The sequence below is a fragment of the Rubrivivax rivuli genome (assembly GCF_004016505.1).
Lineage (GTDB): Bacteria > Pseudomonadota > Gammaproteobacteria > Burkholderiales > Burkholderiaceae_C > Rubrivivax > Rubrivivax rivuli.
In genome coordinates, this window is record NZ_SACR01000007.1 from 214,015 (window position 1) to 233,255 (window position 19,241).

Genomic DNA, 19,241 nt, shown 5'->3' on the forward strand with positions numbered 1-19,241 from the left:
GCTTCAGGCTTCCCGGCGCAGGGCAGGGAACAAGATCACGTCGCGGATGCTCGGGCTGTCGGTGATCAGCATCATCAGCCGGTCGATGCCGATGCCGCAGCCGCCGGCCGGCGGCATGCCGTACTCCAGCGCGCGGATGAAGTCGGCGTCGAAGAACATCGCCTCCTCGTCGCCGGCGTCCTTGTTGGCCACCTGGGCATGGAAACGCGCGGCTTGGTCTTCGGCGTCGTTCAGCTCGGAAAAGCCGTTGCCGAACTCGCGGCCGGTGATGAAGAGCTCGAAGCGCTCGGTGATGGCCGGGTTCTTGTCGGAAGCACGCGCCAGCGGCGACACCTCCACCGGGTAATCGATGATGAAGGTGGGCTGCCAGAGCTTCTCTTCCACCACGGCCTCGAACAGGCCGAACTGCAGCTGCGCCAGGCCCCAGTGCGCCGGCACGTCTTCACCGGCGGCCTGGATGCGCGCGCGCAACACGGCGTCGTCGTCGGCCTCGGCTTCGCTCAGGCCTGCGTGTTCGATCAGCGACTGCCGCACGCTCAGGCGCGCGAAGGGCTCGTGCAGCGCCACGGGCTTGCCGGCGTAGCTGATCTCGGCGCTGCCGGTGGCCGCACGCGCGGCGTGGCGCAGCAGGTTCTCGGTGAAGTCCATCAGATCATGGTGCGTCCAGTAGGCCGCATAGAACTCCATCATCGTGAACTCGGGGTTGTGGCGGACCGAGATGCCTTCGTTGCGGAAGTTGCGGTTGATCTCGAACACACGCTCGAAGCCGCCCACCAGCAGCCGCTTCAGGTAGAGCTCGGGCGCGATGCGCAGGAACATCTCCTGGTCCAGCGCGTTGTGGTGGGTGACGAAGGGCTTGGCGTTCGCGCCGCCGGGGATGGGGTGCAGCATCGGCGTTTCCACTTCCAGGAAACCGTGCTCGACCATGTAGCCGCGGATGCTGGACACCGCCTTGCTGCGCGCCATGAAGCGGGCGCGCGCTTGCTCGTCGGTGATGAGGTCGACGTAGCGCTGGCGGTACTTCTGCTCCTGGTCGGCCATGCCGTGGAACTTGTCGGGCAGCGGCCGCAGGCTCTTGGTGAGCAGGCGGATGCTGGTGGCCTTGACGCTGAGCTCGCCGGTCTTGGTGCGGAAGAGCGTGCCTTCGCAGCCGACGATGTCGCCCAGGTCCCAGTGCTTGAACGAAGCCAGCAGTTCCGGGCCCACCGCGTCTTGCGTGATGTAGAGCTGGATGCGGCCGCTGGTGTCTTGCAGCGTCGCGAAACAGGCCTTGCCCATCACGCGCTTGAGCATCATGCGGCCCGCCACCGAAACGCCGATGGCCTGGGCTTCGAGCTCTTCGTTGGGCACTTCGCCGTGGCGCTGATGCAGCGGCGCGGCGTGGTGTTTCGGCTTGAAATCGTTCGGGAAAGCGGCCGTGCCGTTCTGCGCTGCATGGGCGCGGATCGCCTGCAGCTTTTCGCGCCGTTCGGCGATGAGTTGGTTGTCTTCGGACATGCGAGGCTGCTTTGCTCGGGGTGGGCTCGGGGGAGGCGTGCCGCTTGAATTTTAGGCGCACCCGTAAAATGCGCGATTCGCCGTTGCTGCGGCGCTGCCCTGCTGTCTGCCCGTGCAGCCTGGGTGGTGCGCACGGACTTGGCGATGCCCAGCCCGGCCTGCCGCAACCAGCGACAGCGGGCCGGTTCGTCGCCCGTCCAGGCTGTGCAGGCGGCCTCCAACTCGCCCCTGCTTCAACGGTTGCCCATTCGCACGATGACCATGCAGTTGACCGACCCTTCGGCGCAGGCCGCGCCCGCCACGGCCGGATGACTGCGACCGGCCGCACGCACCAGCGGCACCACCGCGACACCACAGCCCGCATGCTGGCGGCCTGGGTGGGCCGCTGGCTGGCGCGCCGCGCGCAGCGCTTCCATGCCGAGGGGCTGCCGCAGCTGGCCGTGTTCGGCTTCGAGCACGTGGGCCGCACGGTGGCCGTGTGGGGCCGCTACGAGCGCGACGAACTGGAACTGCTGCTGCAAGCCCTGCGTGCCGAGGGCCTGTGGCCTGCCGCCGGGCCGCACCCGGGTGTGGTGCTGGACATCGGCGCCAACATCGGCAACCACGCGCTCTTCTTCGCACCGCTGGCGCGCGAGGTGTGGGCCTTCGAGCCCAACCCGCGCACCGGTGCCTTGCTGGCGCTGAACGCCGCGCTGGCGCCCAACGTTCGCGTCTTCCCGGTGGGCTTGAGCGACGAGCCCGGAACGGCCACGCTGCACGTGCCGGCCGACAACATCGGCATGGCCACGCTGCAGCCTGGCGCGGCCGGCCAGGCCGTGGCCTGCACGCTGCAGCGGCTGGACGATCTGCCCGGCGTGGTGCAAGAGCGTGTTGCGCTGGTGAAGATCGACGTCGAAGGCCACGAGGCCGCGGCGCTTCGCGGTGGCCTGCAGTTGCTGCGGCGCGAGCGCCCGGTGGTGGTTTTCGAACAGCTGGCCAGCGAGTTGCGCACCGACGGTGGCTCGGCCACGCTGGACGTGCTGCGCGAGGCCGGTTACCGGCGCTTCTGGACGCTGGTGCACACACCGGCAGGGCGCTCGCGCGTCGGCAATCTGCTGCGCCGCCTGTGTTTCGGCGAGACGCTGCAGTTCGTGCCTTGTGATTCGCTGGCGCCGGGCTTCCACTCGATGGTGGTGGCGCTGCCCGAGCCGGGCGCCGGGGCCTGAGCGCTGTTGCGCTCGACGCCGCTGCAGCCGCATGCGCATGAACGTCTTCGTGCTGCCCTCGTGGTACCCCAGCGCCCGCCAGCCCATGGCGGGCCTGTTCGCGCACGACCAGGCGGCAGCCGTGGCCGCCGTGCGGCCTGGCTGGCGCGTGGCGGTGGGCGGCTGGGGGCATCTCGACGGCGCGCTCTCGCTGCGCGACCTGCGTGCGAATGCAAGAGCGCTGGCCTGGCGCTGGCGTGCGCGTGCGGGCTGGCGCGACGTGGATGTGGGCGGTGCCCTGCTGCACGAACACCTCACGCCGCGCCTGAGCTGGACACTGGCGCTGGCCGGTGGCGGTGTGCGCGGCCTGCTCTCGGCCAGCCGTGCCAACCTGCGGGCGGCCGAGGCGCGTTTCGGGCGCATGGCCGTGCTGCATGCGCATGTGGGCTTTCCTGCCGGCTGGATCGCCACACGCCTCGCCGCCGAGGCCCGCGGCCAGGGCCGGCGCCTGCCCGTGCTGCTGACCGAGCACATGGGGCCCTTCCCCTTCCCCGCGCTGCGGGGGCCGGCCGGCGGTCTGCAGCCGGCGCTGCGCGCGGCTTTCGAGCAGGCCGACGCGACGGTGGCCGTCAGCGAGGCGCTGGCGCAGACGCTGCACGCCCACGGGCTGCGCTGCGATGCCGTCGTGCCCAACGTCGTCGACGACACCCGCTTTGCCGCGGTGCCAACGCCGCCGGCCCGCACGGCCGCCGATCCCTTCGTCTTCCTCACGCTGGGCACCCTGGTGCCGGCCAAGGGCATGGACCTGCTGCTGCAGGCGCTGGCCCTGCTGCCGCCTTCGCTGCCGGTGCAACTGCACATCGGCGGCGACGGCCCCGAGCGCGAGGCCTTGCAGGCGCTGGCCGCGAGCCTGGGCTTGCAGTCGCGCGTGCGCTGGCTGGGTGCGCTGGCGCCCGCGGCGGTGCCCGCAGCGCTGGCCGCGTGCCACGCTTTCGTGCTGGCCTCGCGGCACGAAAGCTTCGGCGTCGTGCTGGTGGAAGCGCTGATGGCCGGGCGCCCGGTGCTGGCCACACGCTGTGGGGGGCCGGCGGACATCGTGGGCCCAGGCGATGGCGCGCTCGTGGCGGTGGACGATGCGCCGGCGTTGGCCGAAGTGATGCAGGCGCTCGTGCGGGGCGAACGGGTCATTGAGACCCCGGCCACGCTGCGCGAGCGGGCCGTGGCCCGCTACGGCCGCGCCGCAGTGGGCGAGCGCGTGGCCGCGCTGCTGGAAGGCCTGGGGGCTGGCCCTTGAACACGCCATTACCAGCCGCCGCGCCGGCCGAACGTGGTTTCGCACGCGACACGCTCGTGCTCGCCTCGGGCCTGGGTGCGGCGCAGCTCATCACGCTGGGCGTGATGCCGCTGTGGTCGCGCCAGTTCGGCGCGGCCGAGTTCGCGGCGTTCGGTGTGTGGGCCTCGGTGGTGGCCGTTGTGTCCATGGCGCTGCTGCTGCGCTACGACACCTGCATCGTCATCGCCAAGACCGAGGGCGAGGCGCGCGGGCTGCTGCGGCTTTGCCTGGGGCTGTCGCTGGGCGGCGGCGGGCTGCTGGCGCTCGTCGCATGGGCTTTGCCGGTGCCCTGGCAGGCTGCGCTGGGTCTGCAGCCGCTGGGGGGCTGGCTGCCGCTGGCGGTGCAGGCCGGTGCCCTGGCGGCGGCGTTTGCCGCGCTGCTGGCCTGGGGCAACCGGCGCCGCGCCTACCCGCCCATCACGGGTGCGCGCATCGCGCTGGCGGCGGGGGCTGCGTTGGCGGGCACCGCTTTCGGCGCCGCGGGTGTGGCCGGTGGTCTGCTGCTGGCCCAGCTGATCGGCGGCGTGCTGGGGCTGGCTGCGCTGGCCTTGCTGCTGGCGCCGTGGCGCCGCGCTGCGAGCGGCGAGTCCTCGCCTGACACCGCTGCCGTCGGTGCCCTGGAGGCTGCGCGCCGCCACCCGCAGGCGCCGCGCTACCTGTGGCCTTCGGCGATGCTCGACGCCGTGACGCAGCAGCTGCCGATGCTGCTGGCCGTGGCCTGGTTCAGCACGGCCGAGGCCGGGCCCTTCAGCCTGGCCTGGCGCGTGCTGGCCGTGCCGGTGATGATGGTGGCCGGCGCAGCGGGCACGGTGTTCTACGAACGCTTTGCGCGCCTGGCCGCGCAAGACCGCGCGGCGGCGCGTGCGTTGCTGCTGCGCACCTGGCGAACTTTTGCCTTCATCGGCCTGCCGCCGGCGCTGCTGTTGCTGGCCTTCGGCGAGCCGCTCTTCGCCTGGGCCTTCGGTGCCGAGTGGAGCGGCGCCGGTGCGCTGGCCGCGGTGCTGGCGCCGATGCTGTGCGCCATGCTCGTGAGCTCGCCCACCTCGGGCGCCTTGATCGTGCTGGGGCTGCAGAAGTGGTCGCCTGTGTTCGGCGTGGCGATGCTGGCCTACCGCCCGCTGGCGCTGTGGATCGGCGCGCAGCAAGGCAGCCTGGCCCTGGGCCTGCTGCTCTGGGGGCTGTGCGAGATCGTCGCCATCGCGCTGTACAACCTGTTGATCCTGCGCACCCTGCGCCGGCCTGCCTTCTAGCCTCTCGCCATGTGCGGCATCGTCTTCGCCTACACCCCCGCTGCACCCACCACGGCCGCCACGCTGGCCGCCATGGCCGGGGCGCTGCGCCACCGCGGGCCCGATGACGAAGGCCATCTGCTCTGGCACCCGCACGATGCCGCCTTCGGCCCGCCGCGCCTGCTGGCCGGCGCCGACACGCCCGCGACCGTGCAGCAGGCCCACACGCCCTGGCAGCCGCAAGGCCGGCTCGAAGAACAGCCGCGCCTTGCCGCGCCGCTGGCCATGGGCCACCGTCGGCTGGCCATCGTCGACCTCTCGCCCTGGGGCCACCAGCCCATGGTGCGGGCCGGGCGCTGGCACGTGGTCTACAACGGCGAGATCTACAACCACATCGAGCTGCGCGCCGAGCTCGAAGCGCTGGGCCAGCGTTTCCTCACGCACAGCGACACCGAGGTGCTGCTGGCCGCCATCGCCACCTGGGGCCCGCAGGCCGCGCTGGCGCGCTGCAACGGCATGTGGGCCTTCGCGCTGCTGGACACCGAGCGCCGCACGGTGCTGATTGCGCGCGACCGCTTCGGAGTCAAGCCGCTGTACGTGTGGCGCGGGGAGGGCGGGGCGCTGCTGCTGGCCAGCGAGATCAAGGCGCTGCTGCAGCACCCGGCGGTGCGCAGTGCGCCATCAACGGCTGCGTGCGCCGCCTACCTGCAACGCGGCCCGCAGGCCTGGCGTGAAGAGACCGAGTTCGCCGGCATCACGCGCTTCCCGGCCGGGCACTTCGCCGAGTTCTCACTCGATGCACCTGGCGCGCTGCAGCCGCGAGCCTTCTGGCACCGCCCGCCTGCCGCCAACACCGACGAGCCCTTCTCGCCCCAGCGCGCGCAAGCCCTGTGCGGGCGCTATGCCGAGCTGCTGGAAGACGCCGTGCGCTTGCGCCTGCGCGCCGACGTGCGCCTGGGCACGGCGCTCTCGGGCGGGCTGGACAGCAGCAGCATCGCGGCCTTGGTCAACACCCAGCTGCGTGCCGCCGGCCGCGACGAGAAGCAGGAGACCTTCTCCAGCGTCTACCGCGGCGCGACGGTACGCAGTGCCGACGAGAGCACCTTCGTCGAGCGCGTGGTGCAGCAACTGGGCGTGCGCAGCAACCTCGTCGAGCCCGTGGCCAGCGAGGTGCCGCGCGCCCACGAACACATGGTCTGGGCGCTGGACACCCCGCCGGCCGGCACGCTGATGAGCAGCTGGCACACCTTCGCGCTGGTGGCGCGCCGCGGCGTGGTCGTCACGCTGGACGGGCAGGGCGCCGACGAACAGCTCGCCGGCTACAGCCGCTACGTGCGCAACCGCCTCGTGCACGCACCGCTGGCCGCGCTGCCGGGTGAAGTGCGTGCATTCATGAAGCTGCAAGGCTTTGGCAGTGCCATCGCCATCGGGCTGGGCGGGCAACTGCTGCGCCGCGTGGCCGGGCGCGGCGCGGTGGCCGCGCTGGCCGCGCGCCTGCGCATGGGCGGCGACCCGGCGCGCACGGTGGACGAGGCGCTGGCGCAGGACTTCCACACCCACCTGCAGACCCTGCTGCTCTACGGCGACAAGACCGCCATGGCCTGGAGCGTGGAATCGCGCATGCCCTTCATGGACGTGCGGCTGGTGGAGTTTTTGGCCACCGTGCCGCCGGCCTACAAGATCCACGGCGGCTGGACCAAGTGGCTGGCGAGGCAGGCTTTGGACGCACGCCTGCCGCGGGATGTGGCCTGGCGGCGCGACAAGATGGGCTGGGCCGTGCCCGAGCCGGCGTGGTTCGAAGGCGCGCCATCGCCGCTGGGGACCTGGCTGCAGCAGCAACTGCAAGGCAGTGCTTTCGCGCAGCAGGCGGCTGCCTCGGCCGGTCTGTCGATCGCCCAGGCGCCGCTGCCCCAGCGCCTGCGCCTGCTGAACCTGGCGGTGTGGCACCGCCTCTTCTTCGAGGAAGCGGGCCGCCCCGGCCGCCTGCTGGGCCGCGGCATGCCCTTGCAGGTGACTGCATGAACGGGCCTGCCGTGACCGAACACTTCGAGCAACAGGCGGCACCGCCGCGCGGCCGCGGCCAGCACGTGGTGCACGTGACCACCGTGCACCCGCGCGATGACATCCGCATCTTCCGCAAGGAGTGTGTTTCGCTGGCGCGCTCCGGCTATCGCGTGACGCAGGTGGTGGGCGATGGGCAAGGCGATGCCGAGGTCGATGGCGTGCGCATCGTCGACATCGGCCCGCGGCCGGCCGGCCGCCTGGCACGCATGCGCCAGCAGCCGCGCGCGGCGCTGGCGGCGGTGCTGGACGCACAGCCGGCGCTGGTGCACTTCCACGACCCCGAACTGCTGCCGCTGGGCGTGCAGCTCGCACGGCGCGGCTTGCCGGTGGTGTACGACGCGCACGAAGACGTGCCGCGGCAGATCCTCACCAAGCAGTGGATCCCGGGGGCACTGCGCGGTGCGGTTTCGGCCGCCTTCGAGTGGTACGAGAACCGGCAGGCGGCGCGCCTGTCGGCCGTGGCCGCGGCCACGCCGCACATCGCCGCGCGCTTCTCGAACGTGGCGCGGCGCGCGGTGAACGTGAGCAACTTCCCGCGCACGGACGAGCTGGCGCCGCCGGCCGAGGCGGTGCCGCGCGAGCGCGCCGTCTGCTACGTGGGCGGCCTGATGCGCACCCGCGGCCTGCTGCAGATGGTGCGCGCCATGCCGCACGCGCCGGGCGTGACGCTGGTGCTGTGCGGCCGCTTCGAAGACGCCGCCTTCGAGGCCGAGATGCGCGCCGAGCCCGGCTGGGCGCAGGTGCAGTACCTGGGGCAGGTGGACCGCGCCACCGTGCGCAGCGTGCTGGCGCGCTGCAGTGCGGGGCTGGTGACGCTGCTGCCGATGCCGAGCTACCTTGATGCATGGCCCATCAAGATGTTCGAGTACATGTCGGCCGAGCTGCCCGTCATCGCCTCGAATTTCCCGCTGTGGCAGGGCATCGTCGAAACCACCGGCTGCGGCCTGTGCGTGGACCCGGCGGACCCGCGCGCCATCGGCCGCGCGGTGCTGGACTACGTGGAGCACCCCGCGCGCGTGTTCGCCGCCGGCCGTGCCGGCCGCCGCGCGGTGCTGCACACCTACCACTGGCCCGCGGCCGAGCGCGAACTGCTCGCGCTGTACGCGCAACTGCTGCCTTGAAGATCGCGGGCCCGCCGTGAACATCCTGCTCGTCAACCATTACGCCGGCAGCCCGGCGCTGGGCATGGAGTTCCGCCCCTACTACCTGGCGCGCGAGTGGGTGCGCGCCGGCCACCGCGTGCAGATCGTCGCGGCCGACCACTCGCACGTGCGCGCGGTGCAGCCGCCGCCGGGCGACAGCGTGGTCGAGGGCATCCGCTACCGCTACTACGCCACACCGGCGTACCAGGGCAACGGCCTGGGTCGTGTGAAGAACATCTGGGCCTTCCTGCGCCGGCTGTGGGCCGACACGCCGCGCCTGCTGGCCGAAGCCAGGCCCGACGTGGTGATCGCCAGCAGCACCTACCCGATGGACATCTGGGTGGCGCGGCGCATCGCGCGGCGTGCGGGGGCGAAGCTGGTCTACGAGGTGCACGATCTGTGGCCGCTGAGCCCGATCGAGCTCTCGGGCATGTCGCGCCGCCACCCCTTCATCGTGCTGTGCCAGGCGGCGGAAGACGCGGCCTACCGCGATGCCGATGTCGTGGTGAGCATGCTGCCCAAGGTGCACGGCTACATGGCCAGCCGAGGGCTCGATCTGAAGAAGCTGCACATCGTGCCCAACGGCATCACGCTGGACGAATGGGCAGGCGAGCCCGAGGCGCTGCGCAGCGACGCAGCGCAGGCCCTGGCCGCCGCACGCTTGCACACGGAAGGAGGCACCGTGGTGGGCTACGCCGGCAGCATGGGCGAGCCCAACGCGCTGGACGTGCTGCTGGACGCCGCGGCGCTGCTGCGCGAGGCCCCTTTCCGCTTCGTGCTGGTGGGCAGCGGGCACGAGCAGGCCCGGCTGGCCGCGCGCGTGGCGGCCGAAGGCCTGACGAACGTGACCCTGCTGCCGCCCATTCCCAAGGCCCAGGTGCGCAGCTTTCTGGCGCAGGTGGACATCGCCTACATCGGCTGGCAGCGCGTCTCGCTCTACCGCTTCGGCATCGCGCCGAACAAGCTGATGGACTACATGATGGCCGCGCGCCCGGTGCTGCACAGCGTGGAGGCCGGCAACGACCCCGTGGCCGAAGCCGGCTGCGGGCTGACGGTGCCACCGCAAGACCCGGCCGCCGTGGCCGCCGGCCTGCAGCGGCTGGCATCGCTGCCCGCGGCGGAACGCGCGGCGATGGGCGAACGTGGCCGTGCCTTCGTGCAGGCGCACCACACCTACCCGGTGCTGGCGCGGCGCTTCATCGAGGCTGTGTCGTGAACGGCCCGCGCCAGCCCAACGAGCCCGATGCCGTGGCGCAACGCTATGCGCGGCGCGCGGCGAACGGCCTCTACAGCCCCTTGCGCCCCGAAGTCTGGCAAGGTCTGCAGGAACGCCAGCGCGTGATGCTGCGCGGCTTTGCCGCGCGTGGCTGCACCGACCTGGCCACGCTGCGTTTCACCGAGGTGGGCTGCGGCAGCGGCGGCAACCTGCTGGAACTGCTGCGCCTGGGCGCCGACCCGGCGCGGCTCACGGGCCTGGAACTGCTGCCCGAACGCCATGCCGCCGCGCGCCGCGCGCTGCCCGAGGCCACCGCCGTGTGGCTGGGTGATGCGCTGCAGGCGCCCGCCACCTTGCTGGCCCCGGCCAGCCAGGACGTGGTGCTGCAGAGCACCGTCTTCAGCAGCCTGCTCGACGACAACTTCCAGCAGCGCCTGGCCGACACGATGTGGGGCTGGCTCAAGCCTGGCGGTGCGGTGCTCTGGTACGACTTCACCGTGAACAACCCCCGCAACCCCGACGTGCGCGGCGTGCCCCTGCGCCGCGTGCGTCAACTCTTTCCGAACGGCCGCGTTACAGCGCATCGGGTGACGCTCGCACCGCCGCTGGCGCGGGTGGTGTGCCGCTGGCACCCGGCCCTCTACACGCTCTTCAACAGCATGCCGCTGCTGCGCACACACCTGCTGGCCTGGGTGCACAAGCCCTGAGCCGCCTGCGCCCGCCTGCTGCCTGCGCCGCCCTGATAATTCACCATGCCCGCCGAGACCTCGCCCGCCCTGCCATTTCTGCCTTTTGCGCTGCCCGAGATCGGTGAAGAAGAGATTGCCGAAGTCGTCGATGCGCTGCGCAGCGGCTGGGTGACCACCGGCCCCAAGACACGCCAGTTCGAAGGCGATTTCGCCGCCTTCCTGGGCGACGAGACGCGCGGCGGGCGCGTGCACTGCATCGCCGTCAACAGCGCCACCGCGGGCCTGCACCTGGCGCTGGAGGCCCTGGGTATCGGCCCCGGCGACGAGGTCATCACCACCACCCACACCTTCACCGCCACCGCCGAGGTGGTGCGCTACCTGGGTGCCGACGTGAAGCTGGTCGACATCGACCCGGCCACGCTGAACATCTGCCCGAAGGCCGTGGAAGCCGCCATCACGCCGCGCACCAAAGCGATCATGCCGGTGCACTACGCGGGCCTGGCGGCCGACATGCAGGCGCTGCTGGCCCTGGCCAGGAAGCACGGCCTGAAGGTGGTGGAAGACGCCGCGCACGCCCTGCCCACCACCTGCGAGGGCCGCTTGGTCGGCACGCTGGACAGCGACGCCACCGTCTTCAGCTTCTACGCCAACAAGACCATCACCACGGGCGAAGGCGGCATGCTGGTGACGCGCGACGACGCGCTGGCCAAGCGCGCCAAGTTGATGCGCCTGCACGGCATGAACCGCGATGCCTTCGACCGCTACACCGCCAAGGTGCCGAGCTGGTACTACGAGGTGGTGGCGCCGGGCTTCAAGTACAACCTGACCGACATCGCTGCGGCCCTGGGCATCCAGCAGCTCAAGCGCGCGCAGGCTTTCTACGAGCAGCGCTGCCGCCTGGCCGCTGCGTATGACGAAGCCCTGGCCGGCCTGCCCGTGGTGCTGCCGCCGAAGGGCCAGCCCGGCCGCCAGCACGCATGGCACCTGTACGTGATGCGCCTGGCCGAAGGTGCCGCCGTCGAGCGCGACCGCTTCATCGAGAAGCTCTTCGAGCAGGGCGTGGGCTGCAGCGTGCACTACATCCCGCTGCACCTGCACCGCTACTGGCGCGACCGCTACGGCCTGAAGCCCGAGATGTTCCCGCACAGCCAGCGTGCTTTCGAGCGCATGGTGAGCCTGCCGCTGTACACGCGCATGGATATCGCCGATGTCGAACGCGTGGCCCGCGCGGTGCGCGTGGCGCTGGCCTGAGGTGTCTGCCATGCAGGCCGGCCCGGCAGCCCGGGGTGATTGAAACCCCGTGCTCAAGCGAACCTTCGACCTGCTGGCCGCAGGCGCCGGGCTGCTGGCGCTGGCGCCGCTGTTCGCGCTGCTGGCGCTGCTGATCAAGCTCGACAGCCCGGGGCCGGTGTTCTTCCGCCAGTGGCGCGTGGGGCGCCACGGCGAGCCCTTCCGCATCTTCAAGTTCCGCACGATGACCGTGCAGCAGCAGCCCGGCGGCCCCGAGGTGACGGTGGCGGGCGATGCCCGCATCACACGCACCGGCGCCTGGCTGCGGCGCTGGAAGCTCGACGAACTGCCGCAGCTCATCGACGTGCTGCGCGGCACCATGAGCCTGGTGGGCCCGCGCCCCGAGGTGCCACGCTACGTGGCGCACTACCCGCCCGCGTGGCGCGAGCGGCTGCTGAGCGTGCGCCCGGGCATCACCGACTTCGCCTCCGTGCGCTACCGCGACGAGAACGAACTGCTCGCGCGTGCCGAGAACCCCGAGCGCGAGTACATCGACGTGGTGCTGCCCGCCAAGCTGCACTACGCGCTGCGCTATGTCGAGAACCCTTCGCTGACCAGCGACCTGCGTGTGCTGGGCCTCACACTGCGCACGGTCTTCGCCCCCCGCCTGCCTTCGCCCTGGAGCTTGCTGCCCATGAAAGACAGTCCATTCTGGCCCTGGCTGGACCGCAAGATGTCGGCCCTGAGCCCGCGCAACCGCGCCATCGCCACCGCGGTGGACGGCCTCGTGGTGCTGGCCTGCTGGCACATCACCTACCTCTTCCGCCTGGGCTTCGAACGCTGGCAGCCCGGCCGGCCCTGGTACGACGACTACGTGTCTTTCGGCGTGGTGGCAGCCTACCTGCTGGCCATGGCGCTGACGGGGGTGCCGCGCGGGCTGTGGCGCTTCTTCGGCTTCGACGATTTCAAGCGCATCGCCATGGCCTGCGGCATCGCGGGGCTGGTCAGTGCGGTGGCGGTGCTGATGGCGCAGCTGGTGGGCGTGGCACGCGCGGTGCTGGTGCTGCACCCGCTGTTCTGCCTGCTGGCGCTGTGCCTGCTGCGCATGGGCTATCGCATGCTCTGGGAGCACGCGCGGGCCTGCGCCAGCGGTGAAGACTTCGAGCAGCGCCGCGCCATCGTGCTGGGCGCTGGCGAGGCGGGGCGGCGCGTGGTGAACACCCTGCACCGTCGCGACGGCTGGGTCATCCTGGCCCTGCTGGACGACGACCGTGCGAAGTGGGGCCTGCGCATCGGCGGTGTGGGGGTGGAGGGCGGCTTGGGCGACCTGGCGCTGCCGCACGTGCTGGCCGGGGCCACGCACGTCATCGTGGCTTTGCCTGGGGCCACGGCTGAAGAGCAGGGCCGTGTGCTGGAACTCGCCCGCCAGACCGGGCTGGCCGTGATGACAGTGCCGCCGCGCGGCGCGCTGCAGGTGGACGAAACGGGCTGAGACAGCGGCCTGAGGACCGCTGGCGCGCGAAGGCTCAGCGCCGCGCCAGCGAGCCGGCCACCTCGGCGTTCACTTCATCGGCAGGCCGGAACTCGGGCACGAGGTTGCGCACCTGGCGCAGCATGGCTTCGGTGTCGCCGCCGTCGCAGGCCTGACGCAGCACGCCCAGCATCTTGTCGAGCAGCGAAGGGTCGATGTGGCGTTCACGCGCGCAGAGGATGCGTGGGTGGCCGCTGGGCACCACGTTGTCGCCGATCAGCAGCTCTTCAAACAGCTTCTCGCCCGGGCGCAGGCCCACGGCCTTGATCTCGATGTCGCCGCCGGGGTTCTCGGCCGTCTTCTCGCTCAGGCCCGACAGCCGGATCATCGAACGCGCCAGGTCGGCGATGCGCACCGGCTCGCCCATATCGAGCACGAACACCTCACCCCCGCGCGCCATCGCGCCGGCCTGGATGACCAACTGCGCCGCCTCGGGTATCAGCATGAAGTAGCGGATGATGTCCGGGTGCGTGATGGTGATGGGGCCGCCGGCCTGGATCTGGCGCCGGAACAGCGGCACGACCGAGCCCGAAGAGCCCAGCACATTGCCGAAGCGCACCATGGCGAACACCGTGCCCGGCGCGCGCAGCGCCGCGGCCTGGAAAACCAGCTCGGCCACCCGCTTGCTGGCACCCATCACGTTGGTGGGGCGCACGGCCTTGTCGGTGGAGATCAGCACGCAGGTCTCGACGCGCGCTTCGTGCGCCGCCTTGGCCACGTTGTAGGTGCCGAAGACGTTGTTGCGCAGGCCTTGCTGCACGTTGGCCTCGACGATGGGCACGTGCTTGTAGGCGGCTGCGTGGTAGACGGTCTGCACGCCTTCGCGCTTCATCACCTCGATCAACAGCGTCGCGTCGAGCACCGAGCCCAGGCAGGGAACCAAGGGCACGCCCTGGGCGCTGGCCAGCAGCTCGTGTTCGATGCTGTACAGCGCGAACTCCGAGTGGTCCACCAGCACCAGGCGGCGCGGCCGCTGCGAGAGGATCTGCCGGCAGAGCTCACTGCCGATGGAGCCGCCGGCGCCCGTGACGAGCACCACCTTGCCAGCGATGTTGCGCGCGAAGAGACCCGGGTCGGGAGCCACCACGTCGCGACCCAGCAGGTCGGCCACGTCGACCTGCCGGATGTCGGCCACGGCCGGGTTGCCGTCGACCATCTCCACGAGGCCTGGGAGGATTTTGACGGGGAGGCCCGTGGCTTCCACGCGTTCGATGATGGCCCGCTTCTGGTTCGCGCTGGCGGAGGGAATGGCCACCACGATCTGCGAAACGTCGTGGCGCACCACCGCCTCGTCGATACTCGAAGGTGGATACACCTTCAGGTTGTCGATGGTCATCGCCTGCCGGTCGCGGCGGTCGTCGATGAAGCAGACGGCCTTGTATTCGGTGCTGAAGTGCATCGCCTGCGCCAACTGCACCCCGGCGTCGCCGGCGCCGTAGATCGCCGTTCGGACACGAGCGCGCGTGCCCGGCCGGATGCTCCGGCGCAGCAGGGTGCGCGCAAAGAAGCGCGAACTCACGACATAGGCGAAGGCGATGAACCAGAAGATCAGCAGCGAGCTGCGCGGCAGCACCTGCATCTGCAGCATCCCGGCGATCACATAAACGATGAGCACGACCACGGCAAGGGCGGCGCTGGCCGCGGCCAGCACGCTCAGGTCGATGTAGCGCACCACGGCCCGGTAAAGACCCGCGATGGCCATCACGGGCAACGCCAGCAGGGCCAGCCCGACCTGCATCAGCAGCGCCGTTTCCAGCGCGTCTTCCCAGGAGCCCAGCCGCAGGGCCACGGCCAGCAGCATGCACAAGGGCAGGCACACCGCGTCGCCGCCAACCATGACCACCATCTTGGCGCGCGGCGAAAGCTGCGCCAAGCGGCGGATCAGAGACATGGGGGTCAGGGGCATCATCTTCAGGCGCTATTGTGCCGCGCGTTGCAGGCGGCTTCGCCGGCGCGGCCCGGCCTGTACCGAGCCGCTCAGTCGGCTTGCGCCGCGCGGTTCCCCGCCTTGTAGTACAGGGCCAGGCCCAGCAGCGGTGCAAAGGCCAGCGCCGTGGCCAAGGCCCCGTCGACCAGTTGCATCGCCACCGCCACCGCCCAGGGCAGCAGCCACGCCACATTGATGAACCCGAACGCCAGCGTCACGCCTTTGTGCGTGCGATGGCGGCGTGACGCGTACTGGTACGCATGGTTGCGGTGCGCCTGGTAGAAGCGCTCGCCGGCGAGCACACGCCGCACCAGCGTCGTGGTGGCGTCCACCATGAAGCAGCCCGTGAGGATGAACCAGGCCCAGAAAAGGTGTGGCGTCGATTGCCCGCACCACAGCGCCAACAGCGCCACCATCAGGCCGAGGAAGCCGCTGCCGGCGTCGCCCATGAAGATCTTGGCCGGCGGGAAGTTCCAGGCCAGGAAGCCGAGGACGCAGAAGGCGAACACCAGGGCCAGCAACCATCCCGACCCGTCGCCCGCCAGCCACCACACCAGCGCGCCCCCCAGCGCGACGCTGGCGGCCTCCACGCTGGCGATGCCGTCGATGCCGTCCATGAAGTTGAACAGGTTGATCATCCAGACGATCAAGATGCCCGCAAGCAGGGGCCCCAGCACCGGAAGATCGAGCGGCAGGCCCGCCACGGCCACCGACGGGATGCGCTGCAGGCTGTAGACCACCCAGGCCGCCGCCGCGGCGTGGCCCAGGAAACGCCAGCGTGCGGCCACGTTGTAGCGGTCGTCCAGGAAGCCGAGCGTGGCCACGAGGCCCCCTGCGGCGATCGCGGCTGTCGCCAGGCGTGCTTCCAGCCAACCTGCCGCCGCCAGGGCAGCGGTCGCCGCCAGGCAGGCAACCACGATGGCCACGCCACCCCCCCGTGGCGTCGCCACCGTGTGCGAACTGCGTTCGTTGGGATGGTCCAGCAAGGCCGAGGCCAGCGCGTAGCGCCGTACCCAGGCTGTCAGGAGCCACGCCAGAGCCAGGGGGCCGAGCGTTGCGGCCCCCACCACCCATGCCGTCATCGTTCAGCCTGCGTCAGGAAGTGGCGTGCGGTGCGCGCCAGCGCTTCATCCAGCGTCACCACGGGTTTCCAGCCCAGCAGCGCCTGCGTGTGGGCTATGTCGACCTGCAGCGAGCCGCACAGGCGCTGTGCGAAATCGGCCTTGCCCAAGACCTGGGCCACGGCGCGCAGCAAGCCGCCTGGCACCGGCAGCAGGCGTGGCGGGCGGCCGAGCGCCGCGGCCACGCGGCGCAGCAGCGCCGTCGTGGACACGTCCTCGCCGTCGCTGACAAGAAACGTCTGTTGCGCCGCGGCCGGGTGCCGTGCACAGGTCTCGATGAGATCGACGAGGTTTTCCAGCGCCACCAGGCTGCGCCGGTTGTGGATCGCCCCCAGGGGCATGGGGATGCCCCGGTGCAGGGCCTGCATGAGACGCTGGAAGTTGCCGGGGGCGTTCGGGCCGAAGACCAGCGGCGGGCGGATGATCACCACCTCCAGCCCCGACGAGGCAGCCAGCGCCTGCAGCTCGAGTTCGGCCTCGTGCTTGGAGACGGCGTAAGGCGAGTGCGGGCGTGCAGGGTCGGACACCGTGTACGGCCGGCCGTGGGTCTCCGCGCCATTGACACCGATGGAACTGATGAAGACGAAGCGCTTCACCCCCGCGGCTACGGCCTGACGGGCGAGGTGAAGCGTTGCAGCGACGTTGACGAACCGGAACGCCGCCAGTGGGTCGGCCGCCGACTCCTTGAGCACGTGGACCCGGGCGGCGCAGTGCACGACAACATCCATGCCGTCCAAGGCCGCGCTCCAGTCGGTGGTCGGCGCCAGTTCGCCCACGTGTGCGATGCTGGCCGCTGCCGGCAGTTGGGCGGCGCGCCCGCGCACGGCGGCGCGCACGCGGTGACCGCACTTCGACAGGTGCTCGAGCAGCGCGCCGCCAACGAAACCCGTGGCGCCGGTGACCAGTACATTCAACACCGTCATGCAGCAGCGCTCACGAGGGCTTGCGCCAGACGCGCCGATTCACGAAATCAACGTAGCTGATGATGATGCGCAGCACCTTGTCCGACACGTTGTCGGCCGTGTAGTCGTTCACCATGTGCAGCAGGCGATCTTCGCCACGGGGCTGATCCGCCAGCACCGCCAGGCCTTGCTCGACGCGGGCGGCGTCGAGCCCGACGAACATCACGGCGCCTTCCTCGAAGGCTTCGGGCCGCTCTTGCACCTCGCGCAGGTTCAGCGCCGGGAAGTTCAGGATCGACGACTCTTCGGAGATGGTGCCGCTGTCCGACAGCACGGCCCGTGCCTGGCGCTGCAGCTGCACGTAGTCGAGAAAGCCGAAGGGCTTGCAGAACTGCACGCGCTCGTCGGCCTTCAGGCCCAGCGCCTCCACGCGCTTGCGCGTGCGGGGGTGGGTGGAGACGATCACGGGCAGCCCATGACGCTGCACCAGCATGTTCAGCATGTCGAACAGGCGCTGCAGGTTCTGCGGCGAGTCGACGTTTTCCTCTCGGTGTGAGCTGACGAGGAAGTATTGGCGTTCGGCCAGGCCCAGGCGCTGCAGCACGTCGGAAGCCTCGATGCCCGCGCGGTAGTGGTTCAGCACCTCGCGCATCGGACTGCCCGTGCAGATCACTTGGTCGGGCGGCAAGCCCTCGCGCAGCAGGTACTCGCGCGCGATCTGGCTGTAGGTGAGGTTGATGTCGGCGATGTGGTCGACGATGCGGCGGTTGATTTCCTCGGGCACGCGGAAATCGAAGCAGCGGTTGCCGGCCTCCATGTGGAAGATCGGCACCTTGCGGCGCTTGGCCGCAATGGCGGCAAGTGCGCTGTTCGTGTCGCCCAGCAGCAGCAGTGCATCGGGCTGGTGCTCTTCCAGCACGCGGTCGGCGGCCATGATGACCTTGCCGATGGTCTCTGCCGCGTTGGCGCCCGCTGCTTCGAGGAAGGCGTCCGGGCGGCGTATGCCCAGGTCGGTGAAGAACACCTCGTTGAGCTCGTAGTCGTAGTTCTGGCCGGTGTGCACGAGCACGTGCTGGCAATGCCTGTCCAGCTTCTCGATCGTGCGCGACAGCCGGATGATCTCCGGCCGCGTGCCGACCACGGTCATGACCTTAAGCACGGACCACCTCGCGCACTTCGGGCAGTGTCATCAACAGTTCCTTGATCTGCGCCACATCGAGGCGATGGGTGTTGTGCGAGGTGTAATCGTCGATCTTCGAGATCTGCGTCTCGCCCTCGACGAAGTACTTGTCGTAGTTCAGGTCGCGCGAGTCTGCCGGGATGCGGTAGTAGCCGCCGAGGTCTTCGGCGCGCGCCATCTCCTCGCGCGAGACCAGCGACTCGTAGAGCTTCTCGCCGTGGCGCGTGCCGATGACCTTGACGGGGTTGTTGCGCTCCAGCAGCTGCCGCAGTGCCTCGGCCAGGTCGCCTACCGTGGAAGCCGGTGCCTTCTGCACGAAGATGTCGCCCGGGCGTGCATGCTCAAAGGCGTAGAGCACGAGTTCCACCGACTCCGTCAGCGACATCAAGAACCGCGTCATCGACGGGTCGGTCAGCGTCAACGGGCGGCCCTCCCGCAATTGCGAGATGAACAACGGGATCACCGAGCCGCGCGAGGCCATCACGTTCCCATAGCGCGTGGCACAGAGCACGGTGCGCTGCGGGTCGCACAGGCGCGACTTGGCCACCATCACCTTTTCCATCATCGCCTTCGAAAGGCCCATGGCGTTGATCGGGTAGACCGCCTTGTCGGTGCTGAGCACCACGCATCGCTGCACGCCATGGTCGATGGACGCACGCATCACGTTCTCGGCCCCGATGACGTTGGTCTTGATGGCCTCCATCGGATAGAACTCGCACGACGGCACCTGCTTCAGCGCCGCAGCATGAAAGACGTAGTTCACGCCCCGCAGTGCGTCGTGAACGCTGTCGTAGTCGCGGACGTCACCGATGTGGAACTTCAGCTTGTCGTTGCGGAAGGCCAGGCGCATGTCTTCCTGCTTCTTTTCGTCGCGGCTGAAGACGCGGATCTCCGCGAAGTCGGAATTCAGGAAGTGCGACAACACGGCGTTGCCGAAAGAGCCGGTACCGCCGGTGATGAGCAGGACTTTGTCCTTGAACATGGGAATCCTTCTTG

At 70.3% G+C, this 19,241-nt stretch carries 14 protein-coding genes and 1 pseudogene; 9 read left to right on the top strand and 6 right to left on the bottom strand.

Annotated features, from left to right (window positions below; translation table 11 throughout):
- Positions 1 to 3: 3 nt before the first annotated feature.
- Positions 4 to 1,497 carry a lysine--tRNA ligase gene (gene lysS / locus EOE66_RS21020; RefSeq protein WP_128230706.1) on the bottom strand — a complete coding sequence of 498 codons (1,494 nt, stop codon included), beginning with the start codon at positions 1,495 to 1,497 and terminating at the stop codon, positions 4 to 6.
- Positions 1,498 to 1,805: 308 nt separating this feature from the next.
- On the opposite strand from lysS, the gene EOE66_RS21025 reads away from it, so the two are divergent.
- From EOE66_RS21025 to EOE66_RS22240, 9 genes and pseudogenes are all read left to right on the top strand, one after another.
- The gene (locus tag EOE66_RS21025) at positions 1,806 to 2,702 is read left to right on the top strand and encodes an FkbM family methyltransferase (protein WP_164885207.1); all 897 of its coding nucleotides are present in this window, start codon (positions 1,806 to 1,808) and stop codon (positions 2,700 to 2,702) included.
- A gap of 37 nt (positions 2,703 to 2,739) precedes the next feature.
- A complete protein-coding gene (locus EOE66_RS21030) occupies positions 2,740 to 3,975 on the top strand; it encodes a glycosyltransferase (protein WP_164885208.1) in 1,236 nt (411 codons plus the stop codon).
- Positions 3,972 to 5,264, top strand: a complete 1,293-nt coding sequence (locus tag EOE66_RS21035; RefSeq protein ID WP_128230709.1) for an oligosaccharide flippase family protein — start codon at positions 3,972 to 3,974, stop codon at positions 5,262 to 5,264. Before EOE66_RS21030 ends, EOE66_RS21035 begins: the two co-directional genes overlap by 4 nt.
- 9 nt (positions 5,265 to 5,273) lie before the next feature.
- The gene (asnB, locus tag EOE66_RS21040; RefSeq protein ID WP_128230710.1) at positions 5,274 to 7,265 is read left to right on the top strand and encodes an asparagine synthase (glutamine-hydrolyzing); all 1,992 of its coding nucleotides are present in this window, start codon (positions 5,274 to 5,276) and stop codon (positions 7,263 to 7,265) included.
- Positions 7,262 to 8,428 carry a glycosyltransferase gene (locus tag EOE66_RS21045; protein WP_128230711.1) on the top strand — a complete coding sequence of 389 codons (1,167 nt, stop codon included), beginning with the start codon at positions 7,262 to 7,264 and terminating at the stop codon, positions 8,426 to 8,428. The genes asnB and EOE66_RS21045 overlap by 4 nt, the downstream gene beginning before the upstream one ends.
- Positions 8,429 to 8,444: 16 nt before the next feature.
- A complete protein-coding gene (locus EOE66_RS21050; RefSeq protein WP_128230712.1) occupies positions 8,445 to 9,665 on the top strand; it encodes a glycosyltransferase family 4 protein in 1,221 nt (406 codons plus the stop codon).
- A complete protein-coding gene (locus EOE66_RS21055; RefSeq protein ID WP_128230713.1) occupies positions 9,662 to 10,372 on the top strand; it encodes a class I SAM-dependent methyltransferase in 711 nt (236 codons plus the stop codon). The genes EOE66_RS21050 and EOE66_RS21055 overlap by 4 nt, the downstream gene beginning before the upstream one ends.
- A gap of 45 nt (positions 10,373 to 10,417) precedes the next feature.
- Positions 10,418 to 11,605: a DegT/DnrJ/EryC1/StrS family aminotransferase gene (locus tag EOE66_RS21060; protein ID WP_128230714.1), complete on the top strand. Its 1,188-nt coding sequence runs from the start codon at positions 10,418 to 10,420 to the stop codon at positions 11,603 to 11,605.
- Between the two features lie 49 nt (positions 11,606 to 11,654).
- Positions 11,655 to 12,239 (top strand): annotated as a pseudogene (locus EOE66_RS22240) (sugar transferase); the annotation flags it as partial.
- Between the two features lie 871 nt (positions 12,240 to 13,110).
- On the opposite strand, the gene EOE66_RS21070 reads toward EOE66_RS22240, so the two are convergent.
- From EOE66_RS21070 to EOE66_RS21090, 5 genes are all read right to left on the bottom strand, one after another.
- Positions 13,111 to 15,006: a polysaccharide biosynthesis protein gene (locus tag EOE66_RS21070; protein WP_245479126.1), complete on the bottom strand. Its 1,896-nt coding sequence runs from the start codon at positions 15,004 to 15,006 to the stop codon at positions 13,111 to 13,113.
- A gap of 86 nt (positions 15,007 to 15,092) precedes the next feature.
- Positions 15,093 to 16,124, bottom strand: a complete 1,032-nt coding sequence (locus tag EOE66_RS21075; RefSeq protein WP_128230717.1) for an MraY family glycosyltransferase — start codon at positions 16,122 to 16,124, stop codon at positions 15,093 to 15,095.
- Complete coding sequence (locus tag EOE66_RS21080) at positions 16,121 to 17,080, bottom strand: UDP-glucose 4-epimerase family protein (protein WP_310733117.1); 960 nt, start codon at positions 17,078 to 17,080, stop codon at positions 16,121 to 16,123. Before EOE66_RS21080 ends, EOE66_RS21075 begins: the two co-directional genes overlap by 4 nt.
- 16 nt (positions 17,081 to 17,096) lie before the next feature.
- Positions 17,097 to 18,212, bottom strand: a complete 1,116-nt coding sequence (gene wecB / locus EOE66_RS21085; protein ID WP_128230752.1) for a non-hydrolyzing UDP-N-acetylglucosamine 2-epimerase — start codon at positions 18,210 to 18,212, stop codon at positions 17,097 to 17,099.
- A 4-nt stretch (positions 18,213 to 18,216) separates the two neighbouring features.
- On the bottom strand, positions 18,217 to 19,227 hold the full coding sequence (locus EOE66_RS21090) for a polysaccharide biosynthesis protein (RefSeq protein ID WP_128230719.1): 1,011 nt from the start codon (positions 19,225 to 19,227) through the stop codon (positions 18,217 to 18,219).
- Between the last annotated feature and the right edge of the window lie 14 nt (positions 19,228 to 19,241).